Annotated in this window: 1 protein-coding gene; it reads left to right on the top strand. The window is 74.3% G+C overall.

Annotated elements, in window-relative coordinates; all coding sequences use genetic code 11:
- The first annotated feature begins 46 nt into the window (after window positions 1-46).
- Window positions 47-23,527 carry a non-ribosomal peptide synthase/polyketide synthase gene (locus tag AB0K15_RS13065; protein WP_364048949.1) on the top strand — a complete coding sequence of 7,827 codons (23,481 nt, stop codon included), beginning with the start codon at window positions 47-49 and terminating at the stop codon, window positions 23,525-23,527.
- The last annotated feature ends 11 nt before the right edge of the window (window positions 23,528-23,538 follow it).

Here is a 23,538-nt window from a genome sequence, read left to right as displayed (position 1 = left end):
GCGGCACCCAGTCAGTCCAGCTTCAGTCAACGGTGGAGGCTCCCAGATGACCGGCGTCGTGCCCGGTTCCCCCTTGACCGCGGCGCAGGCCGGGGTCTTCTTCGCGCAGTCGCTCGCCCCGGCGGACCCGGCGTACCGCATCGGCTGGTACGCCGACGTGCGCGGCCGTGTCGACCCGGCGCGGCTCGCGGACGCGGTGCGCCGGGCGGTCGGGGAAGCCGAGGGGCTGCACGTGACGGCCGCGGCCGACGAGAGCGGCGTGCCGCGGCAGTACCCGGCGCCGCGGGCGGCCGAGGTGCCGGTGGTGGACCTGTCCGGCGAGCCCGACCCCGAGGCGGCGGCGCACGCGTGGGTGCGGGCGGCGCTGGCGGAGCCGGTCGACCTCGCGCGCGGGCCGTTGACCGCGCACGCGGTGCTGGTACTGGGACCGGACCGCGTGTGGTGGGCGCAGACGTACCACCACCTGGTGCTGGACGCGTACGGCCAGGCGGTGCTCACCCGGCGCGCCGCGGAGCTCTACGACGGCGCCGCGTCCACTGTGGACTGGTCGGTGGCGCCGCTCCTGGCCGCCGACCGCGAGTACCGGGATTCGGCGGCCTGCGAAGCGGACCGCGCGTACTGGCGCGAAAAGCTCGCCGGCCGGCCCGATCCGGTGCGGCTGGCCGGAGGGGACGGTGAGGTGGTCCGGCGGTCGGTCACGCTGCCGGCCGCCCGCGCCGACGCGCTGCGGAAGTTCGCCGGCGACCACGGCACCCGCCTGTCGCGCGTGGCGATCGCCGCACTGGCCGCCTACGCGCACCGCGTGACCGGCGCCGAGGACCTCGTGCTCGGCCTGCCGGTCGCGGCGCGGACCGACGCCGCGCTGCGCGACCGGCCCGGGATGCTGTCCAACCTCTTGCCGCTGCGGGTTTCCGCGCGGCCCTCGACGACGCCGGCCGAGCTGGTCGCCGCGGTCACCCGTGAGGTCGCGGACGTGCTCGACCACAGCCGCTACCGCGGCGAGGACCTCGCGCGCGAGCAGAACCTGACCGGCGGGATGCACGAGCTCACCGGGCTGAGCCTCAACTTCCTGCCGGAGGTCTCGGTCGCGTTCGGCGAAGCCGCCGCCACGGTGCAGAGCGTCGCGCTCGGTCCCGTCACCGATCTCGCCGTGACCGCACACGACGCCGGCGCGGGCGGCGGGCTGCGGCTCGAGTTCGCGGCCGCCGGCACCCCCGAGGCGCTCGCCGGGCACGAGCGCCGGTTCCTCGCGGTGCTCGACGCGGTGGCCGCCCACGCCGACCGGCCGATCGCGGCGATCGACCTGCTCACCGAGCACGAACGGCAGCGGGTGCTGACGGACTTCGCGACGTCGCCCGCCACGCCACCGGAGCTGAACTGGCCCGAGGCGTTCGCCCACGTCGTCGCCCGGCAGCCGGACGCCGTCGCCGTGGTGTGCGAGGGCGAGCGGCTCACCTACGCCGAGCTCGACGCCGCCGCGAACCGCCTGGCGCGCCTGCTCGCCGCCCGCGGCGTGGGGGCCGAGGACGTGGTGGCGGTGGCGCTGCCGCGCTCGATCGACCTGGTCGTGGGCCTGCTGGGCGTGCTCAAGGCCGGCGCCGCGTACCTGCCGCTGGACCTCGACCTGCCCGAGGACCGCCTGGCTTACCTCCTGACCGACTCGGGCGCCCGCGTCGTCCTGTCGGTCGCCGGATCCGCCGATCAGCTGCCCGCGGTCGGCGACGTCGTGCTGCTGGACGATCCCGCTGTGCGCGCCGAGCTCACCGCCCTGGACGGCGGGCCTGTCGACCTCAGCGGGTTGCGCCTCGACCGCGCCGCCTACGTCATCTACACCTCCGGGTCCACCGGCAAGCCCAAGGGCGTGGTCCTCTCGCACGACGGCATCGGCAGCCTGATCGTCACGGCCACCGAGCGGATCGGGATCACGGCCGAGAGCCGGGTCGTGCAGTTCGCGTCGGCCGGGTTCGACGTGACGGTGTGGGACCTTGTGATGTCGCTGTGCGTGGGCGGGCGCGTGATCGTGGTGCCGTCGCACCGCCGGGTCGCCGGCGTCGAGCTCACCGGCTACATCGCCGACAACGCCGCCACGCACATGATCCTGCCGCCCTCGCTGGTGGCCGCGCTGCCGGCCGACTGCGAGCTGCCGAAGGGCGCGGTGCTCGTGGTCGGCACCGAGACCGTGCCGCCCGAGCTGATCGCGCGCTGGGCGAAGGACCTGCGCGTGGTCGCGGCGTACGGGCTCACCGAAGCGACGGTGAACTCCACGCTGTGGCCGGCGGAAGCGGACTGGACCGGGCCGATCCCGATCGGCCGCCCCGACCCCAACACCCGCTGCTACGTGCTGGACACCGCGCTCAACCCCGTGCCGCCGGGCGTCGAGGGTGAGCTCTACGTCGGTGGCCGCGGCCTCGCGCGTGGGTACGTCGGACGCGCCGCGCTCACGGCGGAGCGGTTCGTGGCCGACCCGTTCGCCGGGCCGGGCGAGCGCATGTACCGCACGGGCGACCGCGTGCGCTGGCGCGCCGACGGGAACCTCGACTTCCTCGGCCGCGCCGACCACCAGGTCAAGATCCGAGGTTTCCGCGTGGAGCCCGGTGAGATCGAGTCGGTGATCGCGGCGCACAACGGCGTCGCCCGCGTGGCCGTGGTGCCGCGCGAGGTCAAGCCGGGGGACCGGCGGCTGGTCGCGTACGTGGTGCCGGAGAGGGCGCCGGGCACCGACCGGGACGCGGCGCGGGAGGCTGCGCAGGTCGGCCGCTGGAAGGACGTACACGAGCTGCTCTACTCGGTGGCCGACCGCGACCCGTTCGACGAGGGGTTCACCGGCTGGAACTCCAGCTACGACGGCGAACCGCTGTCGCTGGGCGACATGCGCTCTTGGCGGGAATCCACTGTGGACTCGATCCGGGCGTTGCGGCCGCGTCGCGTGCTGGAGCTCGGCGTCGGCAGCGGGCTGCTGCTGTCGAAGCTCGCGCCGGGCACCGACGAGTACTGGGCGCTGGACCTGTCCGAAGAAGTGGTGCGGCTGCTGGAAACCCGCGTCGCGGACCGGCCGGAGCTGGCGGGCAAGGTGCACCTGCGCGCACGGCCGGCGCACGAACTCGGCGACCTGCCGGCCGGGCACTTCGACACCGTGGTGATCAACTCGGTGGTGCAGTACTTCCCGAGCGCCGAGTACCTCGTCGACGTGCTGCGTCAAGTCGCGGACCTGCTCGCGCCCGGTGGCTCGGTCTTCGTGGGTGACGTGCGGAACCTGAGCCTGCAGCGCGTGCTGCGCGCGGGCATCGCGGCCGCGCAAGGGGAGGCGTCGCTTGCGGCGGTCGACGCGGCCGTGGCCCGCGAGGACGAGCTGGTGCTGGACCCGGGCTTCTTCGCCGCGCTGCCCGGGCGGATCGCCGCGTTCACCGAGGCCGACGTCCGGCTGAAGCGCGCGACGTACGAGAACGAGCTCAGCCGGTACCGCTACGACGTCGTGCTCCGGACGGAACCCGCGGCCTCGCGCGAAGTCCCGGCGGTGCCGTGGGCCGGGCTGGGCTCGTCCGGCGCGTTCGTGGCCCACCTCGGCGAGCGGCAGCCGGCCGCGCTGCGCGTCACGGCGATTCCCAACGAGCGGCTGATCCCGGACCTCACCGCGTTGCGGGCGCTCGGCGCGGAGCCGGCGTCGACCGCCGGCGCGGCCGTGGACCCGGACGTGCTGGTCGAGCTGGCGGGCGCGGCCGGCTACCGCGCGGCCGCCACGTGGTCGGGGGAGGCGGCGACGGCGTTCGACCTCGTGCTGTCACGCGAGGAGCCGATCGCGACGTACACCGGCGCGACCGGCGGTCCCTTCGCCAACGTGCCGGTGGTCTACCGCGATCCGGCGTCGCTGATGAAGGACCTGCGCACGCGTGTGGAAGAGGCGTTGCCGCACTACATGGTGCCTTCGGCGTTCGTGCCGCTGGACCGCCTGCCGATCATGACCAACGGCAAGCTCGACCGCGCCGCGCTGCCCCTGCCCGACTTCGGCGCGCTGGCGCGGGGCCGCTCGCCGCGGACGCCGCGCGAGGCCGCGTTGTGCGCCGTGATGGCCGACGTGCTCGGTGTCCCGTCGGCCGGCGCGGACGACGACTTCTTCGCGCTCGGCGGCGACAGCATCTCGTCGATCCGGCTCGTGCTCGGCGCCGCCCGGCACGGCCTCGCCCTCACACCGCGCCAGGTGTTCCAGCACCGCACCGCGGAGGCGCTCGCCTCGTGCGCCGGTGAAGTGACCACAGCCGACGAATCGGCCGAGCCGCTGCTGGAGCTGTCCGAATCGGACTCGGCCGCTCTGGGCCCGCACGCCGAGGTGCTGCCGGTGACCCCGTTGCAGCAAGGGTTCTTCTTCCACGCCGCGTTCGAGGACGACGACGTCTACACCGTCCAGGAGATCTTCGACCTCGCCGGACCGGTGGACCCGCCGGCCCTGCGCCGCGCCGTGCAGAACCTCCTCGACCGCCATTCGTCGCTGCGGTCGGGTTTCCGCCAGCTCGCCGACGGCCGGGTCGTCCAGGTCGTGGCCGCGCACGCCGAGCTGCCGTGGCGGGAGGTCTCGCCCGAGTCCGCCGCCGACGCGCTCGCCGCCGATCGCGACCGACGTTTCGCCCTCGACCGGCCCCCGCTGCTGCGGGCCACGCTCATCGGGCGCGAGCGGCTCGTCCTGACGTTCCACCACATCGTGGCCGACGGCTGGTCGGTCGCCGTGATGGTGCGTGAGATCCTCGCCCGCTACGGCGCAACCGAACCGCTTCGGCCCGAGCCCGCCTCGCGGACGGCGCACCTGCGCCGGCTGGCCGCGCGGGACCACGACGCCGCGCGGCAGGCGTGGCGCACGGCGCTCGCGGGCATCGAGGAACCGACCCGGCTGGTGACCACGCCCGCCGGGGTGGCACCGAGGCGTCCGTCGCGCGTGCACTTCGCCCTCGACGCGGCGACCACCGCCCGCGTGGGCGCGTTCGTGCGCGGGCACGGGCTCACGCTCGGCACCGTGCTGCACGGCGCGTGGGGCCTGCTGCTCGGCCGCCTGACCGGACGCGGGGACCTGGTCTTCGGCAGCACCGTGTCGGGCCGCGACCCCGGTGTCGCGGGGATCGAGGACGCCGTCGGCCTGTACATCAACACCTTGCCCGTGCGGGTTCGCTGGACCGGGGGCGACACCGTCGCCGGGCTGCTGCGGCGGCTGCAGGACGAGCAGGCCGCGCTGCTGGACCACCAGCACCTCGGGCTCGCGCAGCTGCAGCGGATCGCCGGTGTGGGCCAGGAGGAGCTCTTCGACACGCTCGTCGTGGTCGAGAACTACCCGCGCGAGAACGACGACGCGGGTGCGCTGCGGGTGACCGGCGTCGAGGTCGTGGACGCGGTGCACTACCCGGTCGCGCTCATCGCCACGCCGGGCGACACACTGGAGTTCGGCCTGAAGTTCGACGCGGCGCGCCTCGACGCGCGGGCGGCCGAGCGGCTCGCGGAGCGGTTCGTGCGTGTGCTCGAAGCGTTCGCCGCGGCCCCGGACACGCCGGCGGCGCACGTGGACCTCGTCTCGGCAGCGGAGCTGGAGCGGCTGGGCGAGCTGAACGCGACCGCGGTTTCCGTGCCGGAGCAGACGCTGCTCACGGCGTTCGAGCGGCGCGTGACCGAGACTCCGGACGCGACCGCCGTGCTGTTCGCCGACGAGCGGCTGTCCTACGGTGACCTCGATGCTCGCGCGGCCGTGCTGGCCCGGCGGCTGCGGGCCCGCGGCGCGCGGCCCGGGTCGGTGGTCGCCGTCGCCGTGCCGCGCTCGGCCGAGCTGATGGTGGCGCTGCTGGGCGTGCTGAAGTCCGGTGCGGCCTACCTGCCGCTCGATCTCGACTACCCGGCCGAACGGCTGGAGTACATGCTCGCGGCCTCCGGGGCCGCGCTGGTGGTCACCGAACCGGGGACGGCCGCGCAGGTTCCGGCGGGCCCGGAGCAGGTGCCCGTCGACGGTCCCGGGGACGGCCCCGATGACGGCCCCGAGGACGGCACTGCCGCCGCCGAGCCCGGCCCGGACGACGCCGCGTACCTGATCTACACATCCGGTTCGACCGGCCGGCCCAAGGGCGTCGTGGTCACGCACCGCGCGATCGTCAACCGGCTCGCGTGGATGCAGCACGAGTACCGGCTGGGCGCCGACGACCGCGTGCTGCAGAAGACCCCGTCGAGCTTCGACGTGTCCGTGTGGGAGTTCTTCTGGGCGCTGCGGGAGGGTGCGGCGGTGGTGTTCGCGCGGCCCGACGGCCACCGCGACCCGGCGTACCTCGCCGGCGTGATCCGCACCCACGGCGTGACGACAGTGCACTTCGTGCCGTCGATGCTGGCCGCGTTCTTCTCCGTCGAGGAGGTCACCGGGGACCCGCGCTGGGCCGCGTCGCTGCGCCGCGTCTTCACCAGCGGCGAGGCGCTGCCCGGCGAGGCCGCCGCACGCTGGCGGCGGCTGACGGGGGTGCCCCTGCACAACCTGTACGGCCCCACCGAGGCGGCCGTGGACGTGTCGTACTTCCCGTTCCGCGACGGTCCGGACACGACTGTCCCCATCGGACGTCCGGTGTGGAACACGCGCCTGCTGGTGCTGGACACGTGCCTGCGCCCCGTACCCGACGGTGTGGCGGGAGAGCTCTACCTCGCCGGCGTGCAGCTCGCGCGGGGCTACCACGGCCAGTCCGCGCTGACGGCGGAACGGTTCGTGGCCGACCCGTTCGGCGAGCCCGGCGCGCGGATGTACCGCACCGGCGACCTCGTGCAACGGCGCGCCGACGGCGAGCTGGAGTACCTGGGCCGTACCGACCGGCAGGTGAAGATCCGCGGCAACCGCATCGAGCCGGGCGAGATCGAGGCCGTGCTCGCGGCGCAGCCCGGCGTCCGCGCGGCCGCGGTCGTGGTGCGCGACGGCGCCCTGGTCGGTTACGCGGCCGGTTCCGCGGGCGCCGACGAGCTGCGGGCCGCACTGATCGCGGCGTTGCCCGCGACGATGGTGCCGAACGCCCTCGTGGTGCTCGAGGAGTTCCCGCTGACCCCGAGCGGCAAGCTCGACACCCGCGCCCTGCCCGCGCCGGCCGTCCCCGCGGCGGCGGCGCGGCGCGGCGACGACCGCGAGTCCGCGCTGGCGGCGATCTTCGCCGACGTGCTCGGGCTGGCCGAGGTCGGCGCGGACGGCGACTTCTTCCTGCTGGGCGGCGACAGCATCAGCTCGATCAGCGTGTCGAGCCGCGCCCGCCGGGCCGGGTTCGACCTGAGCCCGAAGGACGTGTTCACCCACCGCACGCCCGCCGCGCTGGCCCAGCTCGGCGGCGCGCCCGTGGCGCAGGGGCCGGCGGCCGACCCGGACGGGGTCGGCGACGTGCCGCTGCTGCCCGAGGTCCACCGCCTGCGCGAACTCGGCGACGGCGGGGCCGAGTCGATCCAGCTGCGCCTTCCGGCCGGCGCGGACACCGAAAGCCTCGCTACCGCGCTGCAGGCGGTGCTCGACCACCACGACGGGCTGCGCCTCACGCGCAGCCGCGTCGCGTCCGTGCTGTGGTCGCTCGAAACGCGCCCGGCCGGCGCGGTCGACGCCGCCGAAGTGCTCCTCGGTGAGGACTCGGCAGCCGGGTTCGATCCGGACGCCGGGATCCTGCTGCGGGCCGTCCGGTCCGGCGACCGGCTCCTGCTCACCGCCCACCCATTGCTGCTCGACGCGCCGTCGTGGCGCACGATCGCGGCCGACCTGGCCACGGCGTGGACGGCGGTGCAGGCCGGGCGCACGCCGGTGTTCGCCGCGGTGGAAACGTCGCTGCGCACCCACGCCCGCGCCGTCACGGAGCGGGCGCAGGCACCCGAGCTGCTGGCGGACCTGGAGCACTGGGCCGCGACGCTGGCGCCGGGCGCCGCGACGGTCCCCGTCGCCGGGCCGCAGTCCGAACGCACCGTGCGGTTCCCGATCGAGCAGAGCCGGGCCCTCGTCGAGCAGCTGCCGGCGTCCGTGCGCGGCGACGTGACCGACGTGCTGCTCACGGCCCTCACGAGGGCCGGGGGCGAGCTGATCGTCGACGTGCTCGACCGTCCCGAAGGGACCCCCGCCGGGGTGGGCGCGCTGCACACCGCGTGCCCGGTGCGGCTGACCGCCCGGGACCTCAAGCAGGTCAAGGACCTCGTCCGCGCGGCTCCGGACGCGCTCGGCTACGGACTGCTGCGTCACCTCAACCCGCAGGCCGTGCCGTTGTTCGCGCAGCTCGCCCGCGCCGAGGTGCTGCTGCGGTACGCGGGCCATGTGCCGTCCGGTACGCAGGACTGGGACTTCGCGGCCGGCCCGGGCGCACCGGTCGGCGCGCACGCGCTGCGCATCGGCGCGGTCTGCGAGGACACACCGGACGGACCGGTGCTGGCGCTCACCTTCGCCGGTGCCACGCCCGAGTTCGTCGACAGCGTGGTCGCCGCACTGGCCGACCTCGCCGCGACGGACGTGGCCACGGCCGGGCTGACCACGTCGGACCTCACGCTGATCGAACTGGCGCAGGACGAGATCGAGCACGTCGAACGGCTGAGCCCGCTGCCACTGTCGGACATCTGGCCGCTCTCGCCGTTGCAGGAAGGCCTGTTCTTCCACTCCAATTACGATCAGTCGCGCATCGACGTCTACACGATCCAGGAGGCCGTCGACCTCGACCGGCACCTCGACGCCGACCGGTTGCGCGCCGCGTGCGCGGCCCTGCTGGACCGCACGCCGAGCCTGCGTGCGGGCTTCACCAGCGAAGGCCTGCGCGGGCCGGTGCAGTTCGTCACCGCCGGCTTCCCGGCGCCCGTGACCGAAGTCGACCTGCGCGAGCTGTCCGAAGCGGACCGTGAGCGGCGGCTGGCCGAGCTGATGGAGCGCGACCGGACGACCCGGTTCGACCTCGCGAACCCGCCGCTGTTCCGGATCACGCTCGTACGCCTCGGCGCCGACCGCGACCGCGTCGTCCTCAACCGGCACCTGCTGCTGTGGGACGGCTGGTCCGCGTGGCTGTTCCTCGAGCAGCTCTTCGCGCGCTACGAGGGCGGCGGGCAGCCGGCCGGCGGATCCTATGTGGACTACCTGGAGTGGTTGTCCCGCCAGGACGTCGAGGAGGCCACCGCGGCGTGGCGCTCCGCGTTGTCCGGGCTGGGCGAGCCGACGCTGATCGGCCCCGACACGCAGGGCCTGGAACCCGTCACGCCGGTCAACCTCGACGCGCACCTGACGCCGGAGCTGACCGAGCGGCTGCGCGACGAGGCCCGCCGCCACGGGCTCACCGTGAACTCGGTGCTCAACGGGGCGTGGGCGCTCGTGCTGTCCACGATGGTCGGCCGCCAGGACGTGGTGTTCGGCGCCGCCGTCGCCGGGCGCCCCGCCGCCGTGCCGGACATCGAGACCACGATCGGCCTGTTCCTCAACACCGTGCCCACACGCGTGCGGCTCGTGCCCGACGAGCCGGTGCTCGACCTGCTGCGCCGCATCCAGTCCGAGCGCGTGGACCTCACGCCGTACGAGTTCATGAGCCTCGGCGTGCTGCAGCGCGAGGCCGGCCACCGCGTGCTGTTCGACACGCTGTTCGTGCTGCGCGGCGCGGACGGCGACGAGCGCTACGCCGGCCTGCGGCACCGCCACGGCATCACGAGCGTCGTGAACGTCGACGCCACGCACTACCCGCTGACCCTGGTGGTCACGCCGGGGCAGTCGATGCGCGTGACGCTGTCCTATCGCGACGACGTGATCGCGGCCGACGAGGCCGCGGTGCTGCTGAGCCGGTTCACCGGCCTCGTCGAGCAGCTCGTCGGCGACCTGACCGCACCCGTCGGCTCGCTGGAGACGGTGTCGGCCGCGCGCCGCGCGGAGCTGGCGGAGATCTGGTCGGCCACCGAGCACCCGATGGTGCCCGACACCATCGCCGACCTGCTCGCGGCCCAGGCTGTCCGCACGCCCGACGCCACCGCCCTCGTGTTCGGCGAGCAGACGCTGACCTACGCGGAGCTGGACGAAGCCGTGAACCGCATGGCGCGGTTGCTGCTTTCCCGCGGCGCCGAGCCGGAACGCGTGATCGCGCTCGGCCTGCCGCGTTCGATCGACATGGTCGTGGCGCTGTTCGCGGTGCTGCGCACAGGCGCGGCGTACCTGCCCCTCGAACTCGACTACCCGGCCGACCGCCTCGCGCTGATGCTCGACGACGCCGGTCCGCTCTGCCTGGTCACGACCACGGCCGTCGCGCAGGATCTGCCGCAGGACCTGCCGCGGGTGCTGCTCGACAGCACCGAAACGAAAGCCGAACAGGCGGCGTTGTCCGGCGGCGAACTCGTGGACGCCGAGCGCCCGTTGTTCGGCCGAGACCAGGCCGATCGGATGGAGCACCCCGCGTACGTCATCTACACTTCCGGGTCCACGGGCAAGCCGAAGGGTGTCGTCACGCCGTACCGCGGCCTGACGAACATGCAGCTCAACCACCAGGAGGCGATCTTCGGGCCGGCCATCGCATCGGCCGGTGGGCGGCGCCTCCGGATCGCGCACACCGTGTCGTTCGCGTTCGACATGTCGTGGGAAGAGCTGCTGTGGCTCGTGGAGGGCCACGAGGTGCACGTGTGCGACGAGGAGCTGCGCCGCGACGCCCGCGCGCTCGTGGCGTACTGCGACCGGCACCGCGTCGACGTGGTGAACGTGACCCCGACCTACGCGCACCTGCTCATCGAGGAAGGCCTGATCGAGGAAGGCACCGTGCGCCACCGGCCCGCGTTGGTCCTGCTCGGCGGCGAAGCCGTGTCCGAATCGGTCTGGAACCGCCTGCGCGACGCCGAAGGCGTCTACGGCTACAACCTCTACGGCCCCACCGAGTACACGATCAACACCCTCGGCGGCGGTACGACCGACAGCGCCACCCCGACCGTCGGCAAGCCCATCTGGAACACCCGCGCCTACATCGTGGACGACTGGCTGCGGCCGGTTCCCGACGGCGTGCCGGGCGAGCTCTACATCGCCGGTACCGGCCTGGCCCGCGGCTACCTCGGCCGCGCGGCACTCACGGCGGAGCGGTTCGTCGCGGATCCCTTCGGCGAGCCCGGCGCGCGCATGTACCGCACGGGTGACCTCGTGCGCCGGCGGCCGGACGGGAACCTCGACTTCCTCGGCCGCACCGACGACCAGGTGAAGATCCGCGGCTACCGCGTGGAGCTGGGCGAGATCGAGACGGCGCTGGCGCGGCACCCGCAGGTCGCGCAGGCGGCCGTGATCGCGCGGCCCGACCCGTCGGCGCCGGGGCTGCAGCGGCTCGTCGGCTACGTCGTGCCGGCCGAGCTCAGCGGCGACGAGCGCGACGCGGCCGAGGCCGACCAGGTCGGCGAGTGGCGGCAGATCTACTCCGACGAGTACACCGAGATCCCGACCGCGCTGTTCACCGAGGACTTCGCCGGCTGGGACTCCAGCTACGACGGCACACCGATTCCGTTGGCGCACATGCGGGAGTGGCGAGCGGCCACCGTCGCGCGCATCGGGGAGCTGGCGCCGCGGCGGATCCTGGAGATCGGCGTGGGCACCGGCCTGCTGATGGGACAGCTGGCGCCGCACGCGCAGGAGTACTGGGGCACCGACCTCGCCGCGCCGGTGATCGGGAAGCTCGAGCGTGAGCTGGCACGCGATCCGGCGCTGGCCGCCAAGGTCACGCTGCGGGCGCAGCCGGCACACGAGTTCGGCGGCCTCCCGCGCGGGCACTTCGACACCGTCGTGATCAACTCCGTCATCCAGTACTTCCCGAGCGCCGACTACCTCACGCAGGTGCTGACCACGGCCCTGGACCTGCTCGCACCCGGGGGTTCGGTGTTCGTCGGCGACGTGCGGAACCTGCGGCTGGCGCGGTCGTTCCACACAGCCGTCCAGCTGACGCGCGCCGACGCGACGTCCGATCTCTCCCGGCTGCGTCGCGCGATTGAACGCGGCGCGGCGCTGGAGAAGGAGCTCCTGCTCGACCCGGACTACTTCACGGCACTCGCGCACACGCTGCCCGGTGTCGGTGCGCGCGTGCGCGTGAAGCGGGCCGAACTGCACAACGAGCTCAGCCGTTACCGCTACGACGTCGTCCTCACCAAGGACCCCACCGGTGAGGTTCCGGTGGCGCCTGCCCCGCGCGTGCTGTGGGACGAGGTCGGCTCGCTCGCCGAGCTGGAGCGCCGGCTGACCGGGAACCAGCTGCGTGTCAGCCGGATCCCGGACGCGCGGCTCGCCGCGGAGTTCGCCGCCATGCGGGCGCTCGACGCGGGCGCGCCGCTGCTCGACGTGCTGGATCGCTTGCACGGCCGAGCTGACGGCGTCGAACCCGAAGCGGTGCACCGCCTCGGCGAGCGCCTCGGCTACGCCGTGCACACGACGTGGTCGACCGGCGTGGACGGGGTGTTCGACGCCGTGTTCGTCCGTGCGGAAGCCCCGGTCTCCGGCTTGTACGTGCCCGCGGCGACCGGCACCGACCTCACGCGGTTCGCCAACCGCCCCACCGCCGCGCGCGGCAGCGCCGAACTGGTCCAGGAGCTGCGCGACGAGCTGAAGCGGCAGCTGCCCGACTACATGGTCCCGGCCGCGTTCGTGACGCTGGGCAGCCTGCCCCTGACCGACAACGGCAAGCTCAACGTCCGCGCCCTGCCCGACGCCGAACCCGCCGTGACGCTCGCGGAGAGCCGGCCCGCGGCCTCGCGCGAGGAAGAGGTGCTCTGTGAGCTGTTCGCCGAGGTCCTCGGGCTCGAGAGCGTGGGCGTGGAGGACTCGTTCTTCGACCTGGGCGGGCACTCGCTGCTGGCCACCCGCCTGATCAGCCGGGCGCGCACCGAGCTCGGGGCCGAGCTGGCGATCAAGGACCTGTTCGAGGCGCCGACCGTCGCGGAGCTGGCGGCCCGGGCGGGCACGGGGGTGCCGGCGCGGCCGGCCGTCGTCGCGCGCGAGCGGCCGGAGCGGATCCCGTTGTCGTTCGCGCAGCAGCGGATGTGGGTGCTCGACCGCATGGACACCACGGCGGCGTATACGTACCCGCTGTTCGTGCGGGTGCGTGGTCACCTGGAGGCCGAGGCGCTGCGGCTCGCGTTCGGGGATGTGCTGGCGCGGCACGAGGTGCTGCGCACCGTGCTGGCCGAGCACGAGGGGCTGCCGATTCAATCCATTGCGGACTCACCCGAGATCCCGTTCTCCGTGCTGGAATGCGCCGCCGCCGAGGTGGACACCCGCGTCGCGGAGCTGGCCGAGCGGCGGTTCGATCTCGCGCGGGAGCTGCCGGTGCGGATCGACGTGCTGCGAGTCGGCGACGACGACCACGTCGTGGCCATGCTCCTGCACCACGGAGTGACGGACGAATGGTCCGACCGGCCGTTCCTCACGGACCTGGGCACCGCGTACGAGGCCCGGTTGCTCGGTTCGGCTCCCCAGTGGACTCCGCTGCCCGTGCAGTACGCGGACTTCGCCTTGTGGCAGCGGGACTTCCTCGCCGAAGCGGAGCCCGGACAGCTGGGCTACTGGACCGACGTGCTGCGCGGGCTGCCCGACGAGATCCCGTTGCCGGCGGATCGGCCGCGGCCCCCGCAGCCGACCGGCCGGGGCGGGAAGGTCCGGCTGCCGCTCGACCGGGCGCTCGCCGAAGCCGTGCGCTCGTTGTCGGCGGACGCCGGGGCGAGCCTGTTCATGGTGCTGCAGTCGGCTGTCGCGGCGCTGCTGCATCGGGTCGGCGCGGGCGACGACGTCCCGCTGGGCGCGCCCATCGCGGGCCGCACCGACGCCGCCCTCGACGACCTGGTCGGGTTCTTCGTCAACACGCTGGTGCTGCGCACGGACGTGAGCGGCGAGCCGACGTTCCGTGAGCTGCTGGAGCGGGTGAAGGCCGCGGACCTGGCCGCGTTCTCGCACCAGGACCTGCCCTTCGAGCGCGTGGTGGAGGCGCTGAACCCGCCGCGGGTGCCCGGCCGGAACCCGCTGTTCCAGGTCATGGTCGGCTACCACTACCGGCCCGACGGCGACCCCGACGTGCTCGGGCTGCCCACGACGTGGCTCGAACCCGCGCACGCGACGGCCAAGTTCGACCTGCACTTCACACTCGTCGACGAGGCCGGCGAGGGCCCGCTCACGCTGATGCTCGAATACGCGGCCGACCGCTGGACGGCGGAGTCGGCGTGGCGGCTGCTCGCCCGGCTGGGCTCCTTGCTGGCGCGGGCGGCGGCCGAGCCGTCGATCGCGGTGGCGGCACTCGACGTGGTGGCCGAAGGGGAACTGGCGCGCCTGCAGGCCTGGAACGCGACCGCGCACGACGTGCCGGAGGTGACGCTGCCGGAGTTGTTCGAGGCGCAGGTGGCGCGGACGCCGGATGCCCCGGCTGTCGTGTTCGAAGGTGCGTGTCTGTCGTACGCGGAGCTGAACTCGCGGGCGAACCGGCTGGCGCGGTGGCTCCGGCAGCGCGGTGCGGGACCCGAAGCGGTGGTGGCGGTGTCCTTGCCGCGCTCGCCGGAGCTGGTGGTGGCGTTGTACGCGATCCACAAGGCGGGGGCGGCGTACCTGCCGCTGGACCCCGACTACCCGGCGGAGCGGCGTGCGTTCATGCTCGCCGACGCGGCGCCGGTCGTGGTGCTGGACGGTCCGGTCGACGTCGGCGGGTACGACTCGGCGGGTCTCGGCGTCCGCGTCGCCCCGAGCGCGCCGGCGTACGTGATCTATACGTCGGGTTCGACCGGACGGCCGAAGGGCGTCGTGGTTCCGCACGAAGGGATCGTGAACCGCCTGCTGTGGATGCAGGACGAATACGGCCTGACCGCGGACGACCGGGTGCTGCAGAAGACACCGTCCAGCTTCGACGTGTCCGTGTGGGAGTTCTTCTGGCCCCTCGTCACCGGCGCGACGCTGGTCGTGGCGAAGCCGGAGGGGCACAAGGAGCCCGCGTACCTGGCTCGGCTGATCCGGGACGAGCGGGTGACGACGGTCCACTTCGTCCCGTCGATGCTGCGGATGTTCCTGGACGAAGCCGCGGGGTGCACCGGGCTGCGCCGGGTGCTGTGCAGCGGTGAGGCGTTGCCGTCCGACGTCGCCACGCGGTTCGCCGAGCTGCTCCCGGCCGAGCTGCACAACCTGTACGGGCCGACGGAGGCGTCCGTCGACGTGACGGCGTTCGCGGCGACCGGTCCGTTCGACGCCCCGGGTGTCCCGCTGGGCCGCCCGATCTGGAACACCGGCACCCACGTGCTCGACGCGCGCCTGCGGCCCGTGCCCCCGGGGGTGCCGGGCGAGCTGTACCTGTCGGGCGTCCAGCTCGCGCGGGGGTATCTCGCGCGGCCGGGGCTGACGGCGGAACGGTTCGTGGCGAACCCGTTCGGCGGGCCGGGGGAGCGGATGTACCGCACGGGCGACCTCGCGCGGTGGTCGGCCGGCGGTGTGCTCGAGTTCCTCGGCCGCGTCGACCACCAGGTGAAGGTCCGCGGCTTCCGGGTCGAGCTCGGCGAGATCGAGTCGGCGCTCACCGCGCTCGACGGGGTCACCGGCGCCGTCGTGGTGGCGCGGGACGAGCGGCTGGTCGCCTACCTCACCGGCACGCCGGGTGACGTGCGGGCCGAGCTGGCGAAGACCCTGCCGGAACACCTGGTCCCGGCGGTCGTCGTGCCGCTCGACGAGTTCCCCGTGACGCCCAACGGCAAACTGGACCGTGCCGCCCTGCCGGACCCGGAGTTCACCGCGACCGGCGGTCGTGAGCCGCGGACCGAGCGGGAACACGAGCTGCGCGACTTGTTCTCGGCGGTGCTCGGTGTGCCGGCGCCGTCGATCGACGACGACTTCTTCGCCCTCGGCGGCCATTCGCTGCTCGTCATGCGGCTGGTCTCGCGGATCCGCGCGGCCGGTGCCGAGGTCGGCGTGCGGGACGTCTTCGAGGCACCGACGGTCGCGTCGCTGGCCGAGCGGCTGACCGCGCCGGCCGGTGACCGCCCCGAACTGGTCGCGGGGGAACGGCCCGACGTGCTGCCGCTTTCGGCGGCGCAGCAGCGGCTGTGGTTCCTCTACCGGTTGGCAGGTCCGACGACCACGTATTCGCTGCCCGCCGCGTGGCGGCTGCGGGGTGCGCTGGACCTCGACGCATTGCGCGCGGCGTTCGGCGACGTCGTCACCCGGCACGAGGTGCTGCGCACGGTCTTCGAGGAGCACGACGGCGTCCCGGCGCAGCGGATCCTCGACGGCGCGCCGCTCGACTTCGCGGCCGAGCGGGTGACCGACGTGGCCGCGGCGATCCGGTCCGAAGTGGATGTTCCGTTCCGGCTCGACGAGGCGCCGCCGGTGCGTGTGCGGGTGTTCACCGTGGCCGGCGACGAGCACGTGCTGCTCGTGCTGCTGCACCACGTGGTCACCGACGAGTGGTCCGAAGGCCCGCTGCTAGCCGACCTCGCGACGGCCTACCGCGCGCGGCTCGACGGCGTCGCTGCCGAGTGGACGCCGCTGCCGGTGCAGTACGCGGACTACGCGTTGTGGCACCAGGCCGTGCTCGACGGCGAGCAGGAAAGCCAGACCGCGTTCTGGCGCGACACGCTCGCCGGGCTGCCGGAGGAGCTGGACCTGCCCGCCGACCGGCCGCGGCCGGCGGAGTCCAGCCACCGCGGCGCCACGGTGACGTTCGAGGTGCCGGCCGAGCTCACGGCGCGGCTGCGCGCGGTGGCGATCGAGCACGACACCAGCATGTTCATGCTCAGCCAGGCCGCGGTCGCCACGCTGCTGCACCGCCTGGGCGCCGGCACCGACCTCCCGCTGGGCGCGCCGGTGTCCGGCCGCACGGACGAGCGGCTCACGGACCTGGTCGGGTTCTTCGTGAACTCGCTGGTCCTGCGCACGGATCTGGCGGGTGATCCCGCGTTCGGCGAGCTGCTGCGCCGGGTGCGGGCGACGGACCTGGCCGCGTTCTCGCACCAGGACCTGCCGTTCGACCGCGTGGTCGAGACGGCCGACCCCGAACGTTCGCTGGCGCGGCACCCGCTGTTCCAGACCATGGTCGTGTACCTGCCGGAGGGCGCGGACACACCGCGGCTGCCGGGCCTGGCGGCCGTGCGTGAGGACGTGCCGCAGGACGTCGCGAAGTTCGACCTCGAGTTCGGGTTCCTGGAGCAACCGGGCGGCGCGATCGCCGGTGCGGTGGAGTACAGCGCGGACCTGTTCGACCGTGCGACCGCGGAGTCGTTCGCGACGCGGCTCGTGCGGGTGCTGGAGCAGGTGGCCGCCGATCCCTCGGTGCCGGTCGGGTCGCTCGACGTGCTGGCGGACGGTGAGTCCGCGCTGCTGAAGACGTGGAACGCCACGGATCACGACGTGCTCCCGGCGACACTGCCCGAGCTGTTCGAGGCGCAGGTGGCGCGGACACCGGAGGCTCCCGCGGTCGTGTTCGAAGGTGTGTCGCTGTCGTACGGGGAGCTGAACGCGCGGGCCAACCGGCTCGCGCGGTGGCTGCGCGAGCAGGGCGCGGGGCCGGAATCCGTGGTCGCGGTGTCGCTGCCGCGGTCGCCGGACCTCGTGGTGGCGTTGTACGCGATCCACAAGGCGGGCGCGGCCTACCTGCCGCTCGACCCGGACTACCCGGCCGACCGGCGTGAGTTCATGCTGGCCGACGCGGCGCCCGCCGTCGTGCTCGACGGCCCGCTCGATGCGTCCGGTTACGACAGCTCGAACCTGGCGCTGACGGTCGCGCCGGACGCGCCCGCGTACGTGATCTACACGTCGGGCTCGACCGGGCGGCCCAAGGGCGTCGTGGTGCCGCACGCCGGGATCGTGAACCGGCTGCGGTGGATGCAGGACGAGTACGCGCTGACCGCCGCCGACCGCGTGCTGCAGAAGACACCGTCGAGTTTCGACGTGTCGGTGTGGGAGTTCTTCTGGCCGCTGCTCACCGGCGCCACGCTGGTGGTCGCGAAACCCGAGGGCCACCGGGATCCCGCATACCTCGCGGGGCTGATCCAGCGCGAAGGCGTGACGACCGTCCACTTCGTCCCGTCGATGCTGGAGGCGTTCCTCGGCGAACCGGGTGCCCGCGCGTGCGCGAGCCTGCGGCGCGTGCTGTGCAGTGGCGAGGCCCTGCCCGCCGACCTCGTCGCGAGGTTCGACCTCGACACCGAACTGCACAACCTCTACGGGCCCACGGAGGCGTCGGTCGACGTCACCGCGGCGCCCGCGCGGGTGGCGCCGTCGGGCCGGGTCCCGATCGGACGTCCGGTGTGGAACACCCGCACCCATGTCCTCGACGCGCGCCTGCGGCCCGTGCCCCCGGGCGTGGCGGGGGAGCTGTACCTGTCGGGCGTGCAGCTGGCGCGCGGCTACCACGCGCGCCCGGGCCTGACGGCGCAACGGTTCGTCGCGAACCCGTTCGGCGCGCCCGGCGAGCGGATGTACCGCACCGGCGACCTCGCGCGCTGGATGGCGGAGGGGGAGCTCGAGTTCCTGGGCCGGGCCGACGACCAGGTCAAGATCCGCGGCTTCCGCGTGGAGCTCGGCGAGATCGAGGCCGCGCTGGGCACGCACCCCGCCGTCGCGCAGGCGCGCGTGATCGTCCACGAAGGACGGCAGCTCGTCGCGTACGTCGTCGCGAACGGGGCCACGGGGGATCTCCTCGACCACGTCGCGAAGACACTGCCCGAGCACATGGTCCCGGCCGCCGTGGTGCCGCTGGCCGGGCTGCCGCTCACCCCGAGCGGCAAGCTCGACCGCCGCGCGCTGCCCGCACCGGAGTTCGAGGCCGGCGACGACGTTCCGGCGACGCCCCGCGAGGAGGTGCTCGCCCAGCTGGTGGCCGGCGTGCTCGGGCTGCCGCGCGTCGGTGTGCGCGCCGACTTCTTCCGCCTCGGCGGCGACAGCATCGTCGCGATGCAGCTCGTCGCCCGGGCCCGGGCCGCCGGTCTCCTGCTCGGCGCGCGGGACGTGTTCCGCCATCGCACGGTGACCGCGCTGGCCCAGGTCGCGGGGGAGGTGGCGGCGACGCCGTCGTCGGACGACGGCCGCCCGTTGCTGGACCTGACCGACGCGGAACGCGCGGAGCTGCGGGCGACCGCACCCGGCGCGGCGGAGGTCTGGCCGCTCACGCCGTTGCAGTCGGGGCTGCTGTTCCTGGCCGCGGCCGACACCGAGGGCCCCGACGTCTACACGGTGCAGTTCGGGTTCGACCTCGCCGGCCCGCTCGACCGTTCCCGGCTGAGGCAGGCGGTCCGGACGCTGCTGGAGCGCCACCCGAACCTGCGCACGAGCTACCGGTACCTGGCCTCCGGGCGACCGGTCGCGCTCGTCGCTCGTTCGGCCGAGCCCGAGTGGCGGGAAGCCACCGACGACGCTCTCGACGCGGAGCTCGCGCACGAGCGCCGCCGGTTCGACGTCACCGCCGGGCCGCTGCTGCGGTTCCTGCTCGTGCGCTTCGCCGACGGGCACCACCGGCTCGTGGTGTCGCACCAGCACCTGCTGCTCGACGGCTGGTCCGTGCCGCAGCTGCTGGCCGAGCTGTCGGCACTGTATGCGGGCCGGGAGCTGCCGCCCGCGCTGCCGTACCGCGGTTACCTGGGCTGGCTGCGTGACCAGGACGAAGCCACGGCCGAGGCGGCCTGGCGCGACGCGCTCGCCGGGCTGGCCGAGCCGACCCGGCTCGCGCCCGTGGACCCGGATCGCGCGCCCGTCCTGCCTCGACGGCGGACGCTGGAACTGCCCCGCGAGGCGACGGCCGAGCTGACGCGGCTGGCGCGCGAGCGCGGGCTCACGGTGAACACGCTGGTCCAGACGGCGTGGGGCCTGCTGCTCGCGTCGCTCACCGGGCGCACCGACGTGGTGTTCGGCGCGACGGTCGCGGGCCGGCCGCCGGAGCTGCCCGGCGTGGAGCGGATGCTCGGGCTGTTCATCAACACCGTGCCGGTGCGCGTGCGCCACGACCCGACGGAGCCGCTGTCCGCGCTGCTGGAGCGCGTGCAGGAGGAGCAGTCCGCGCTCCTGCCGCACCAGCACACCGGCCTGGCCGACATCCAGCGCGAGGCCGGGCTGGGCGAGCTGTTCGACACCCTCGTGGTGTTCGAGAGCTACCCCGGCGCCGAGGGCGACCCGGACGACGGGCTGCGGGCGACGATCGTGGACCACCGCGACTCCACGCACTACCCGCTGACGTGGGCCGTCGAACCGGCCGGGCGGCTCCGGCTCACGGCCGAGTACCGCGCGGACCTGTTCACCGACGAGGACGCGGAGCGCCTGCTCGCCGGCATGGAGCTGTTGCTCGGCGCGATGGTGTCCGAAGTGGACCGTCCGGCTGGGACGGTCGACGTGCTGCCGGCGGCGCTGGCGCAGCGGATCCTGCGCGACTGGAACGACACCGCGCTCGCCGTGGCGCCGTCGACCGTCGCGGGCCTGTTCGAGGCGCAGGTGCGGCGCTCGCCCGGCGCGGTCGCGGTCGTCGGCGAGGCGCGGTGGACGTATGCGGAGCTGAACGCGCGGGCCAACCGGCTCGCGCGGGCGCTGGTCGAGCGCGGCGCGGGACCGGAGACGCTGGTGGCGCTCGCGCTGCCGAGGTCGGCCGAGGTGCTGCTGGCGATCCTCGCCGTGCACAAGGCCGGCGCGGGCTACCTGCCGCTCGACCCGGACTACCCGGCCGAACGGCTCGCCGCGATGCTGGCCGACGCCCGGCCCGGGCTGCTGGTCACCGTCGCGGAGGTCCGCGGCGTCCTGCCGGAGTTCGGCGACACGGTGCTGCTGCCGGATCTCCTGGCGGCCGAAGTGTCCGAAGCGGACTTGACGGACGCCGACCGGCTGCGTCCGCTTCGGCCCGAGAACCCGGCGTACGTGATCTACACGTCCGGCTCGACGGGCACGCCGAAGGGTGTCGTGGTGCCGCACTCGGGGCTGGTGAACCTGTTCCACAGCCACCGGGCGGCGCTGCACCGGCCGGCCGTGGCGCGCGCCGGGCGCGAGCACCTGCGGGTGGGGCACGCGTGGTCGTTCTCGTTCGACGCGTCGTGGCAGCCGCAGCTGTGGCTGCTCGACGGCCACGCCGTGCACGTGGTGCCCGACGAGGTGCGCCGCGACCCGGAACAGCTCGCCGACCTGATCCGGCGCGAGGGGCTCGACTTCATCGAGGTCACGCCGTCGCTGTTCACGCAGCTGGCCGACGCCGGGCTCGTCGAGGGCGACCGGTGCCCGCTGGCCCTGGTCGGCGTCGGCGGCGAGGCGGTGCCGGACTCCCTCTGGCGCCGGCTGGCCGAGCTGGAGGGGACGGAGGCGGTCAACCTCTACGGGCCGACGGAGTCCACAGTGGACGCGCTGGTCGCGCGGATCGGCGACAGCGAGCGGCCGCTCGTGGGCCGGCCGGTGGCCAACACCCGCGCGTACGTGCTCGACGGTTCGCTGCGGCCCGTCCCGCCGGGCGTGACCGGGGAGCTGTACCTGGCCGGCGGCGGCCTGGCCCGCGGGTACCTCGGCCGCCCGGCGCTCACGGCCGAGCGGTTCGTGGCCGACCCGTACGGCGAACCCGGCACGCGCATGTACCGCACGGGCGACCTCGCGCGATGGACGCCCGACGGCCGGCTCGACTTCGGCGGCCGCGCCGACGACCAGGTGAAGATCCGCGGCTTCCGCGTGGAGCCCGCGGAGATCGAAGCGGCGCTGGACCGGCACGCGGCCGTGGCGCAGTCGGTGGTCGTGGTGCGCGCGGCGCGGGTGAAGCAGCTGGTGGCCTACGTGGTGCCGGCGGCGCCGGTGGACGCGACGCAGCTGCGGCAGTACGCCGTTTCGGCGTTGCCCGACCACCTGGTCCCGGCGGCGTTCGTGGTGCTGGAGCGGCTTCCGGTGCTGGCCAGCGGGAAGCTCGACCGCGCGGCCCTGCCCGCGCCGGACTTCTCGGCCCAGGCCGGCGGCCGCGCGCCCTCGACGGACCGGGAGCGCGAGCTGTGCGCGCTGGTCGGTGAGGTGCTCGGCGTGCCGGGCCTCGGCGTCGACGACGACTTCTTCGCGCTGGGCGGCGACAGCATCGTGGCCATGCAGCTGGTGGCCCGCGTCCGCGCGGGTGGCCTGCGGATTTCGCCGCGCGACATCTTCCGGCACCGGACGGTGGCGGGGCTCGCGACGGTGGCCACCGAGGCCGGCGTGGCGAAGGCGGTCTCCGACGACGGCACCGGCACCGTCGGCCTGACCCCGATCATGCACGCCCTGCGGGAGCTGGGCGGACCGATCGCCGGCTACCACCAGGCGGCGCTGCTGATCACACCGGCCGAGGTGACGAGCGAGAGCCTCACCGCCGTGCTGCGGGCCGTGGTCGACCGGCACCCGATGCTGCGGGCCCGGCTCGACCGGGAGCCGGCGCGGTGGGCACTGCGGGTGCCCGAGCCGGTGGACGTGAATGGCTGGGTGTCGCGAGTGGACGTTCGCGGGCTCACGGGCGAGGACCTGCACCGCGTGATCGAGGAGGCGACCCTGGCCACGCGGGCGCGGCTCGACCCGGACGCCGGCGCGATGCTGCGGGCGACCTGGTTCGACGCCGGGCCCGAGCGGGGCCGGCTGCTGGTGCTGGTGCACCACCTCGTGATCGACGGGGTGTCGTGGCGGGTGCTGCTGCCCGACTTCGCGGCGGCGTGGGAGGCGGTGGCCGCCGGGCGCAAGCCGCAGCTGCCGCCGGTGGACGTGTCGTTCCGGCAGTGGTCCGACGAGCTCGCGGCGCGCGCGGTGGAGCCCGCTCGCGAGGCCGAGCTGGACCGGTGGCGCTCGGTGCTCGCCGGTGGCGATCCGTTGCCGCTGCTGCGTTCGCGTGATCCGGAGGTGGACGTCGAGTCCGGGCTGGCGGTGCTGTCGCTGACCTTGCCGGCGGCGCTGACGGGCCCGCTGCTGGGTCGCGTCCCGGCGGCACTGCGGGCGACGGTGAACGACGTGTTGCTCACCGGCCTCGCGCTCGCGGTGGCCGACTGGCGGCGCCGCCACGGCGCCGGCGAGGGCACGGCGACGCTGGTCGACCTCGAGGGCCACGGCCGCGAGGACGAGCTCGCCGGTGGTGCGGACCTGTCGCGGACGGTCGGCTGGTTCACCAGCGTCGTGCCCGTCTGTCTCGACCTGGGCGAGCTCGACCTCGCCGACGCGCTGGCGGGCGGCCCGGCGGCGCGCACCGCACTCGAGCGCGTGCGGGCGGAGCTGGACGCGGCGTCCGTCGCGGGCACGGGCTTCGGGCTGCTGCGGTACCTGAACCCCGGGACGGGGCCGGAGCTCGCGGCGCTGCCGGCGCCGGAGATCGAGTTCAACTACATGGGCCGGTTCGGCCACGCCGGCGGGGGCGACTGGGAGTACGCGCCCGAGGGCGATGCCGCCGACCTCGGTGCCGACCCGGGCAAGCGCGTCTCCCACGCCCTGACCGTCAACGCGCTGGCCGAAGACCGGCCCGACGGCCCCGCCCTGGCGGCCTACTGGTCCTGGCCCGCGGCCCTCGCACCCGAAGAGCGGGTGCGCGACCTGGCCGAAACGTGGTTCCGCGCGCTGGGCGCCCTGGTGCGTCACGCCTCCGGCGATCGATCAGACTCGCAGTGAGAAAGGAAAAA

It is taken from the genome of Amycolatopsis sp. NPDC049253 (assembly GCF_040678995.1).
Lineage (GTDB): Bacteria > Actinomycetota > Actinomycetes > Mycobacteriales > Pseudonocardiaceae > Amycolatopsis.
This window is presented reverse-complemented; position numbering and strand designations above follow the sequence as displayed.

Bases quoted from the DNA above. Each gene is read 5' to 3' on its own strand.
- AB0K15_RS13065 (WP_364048949.1), top strand. From the start codon at position 47: ATGACCGGCGTCGTGCCCGGTTCCCCCTTGACCGCGGCGCAGGCCGGG.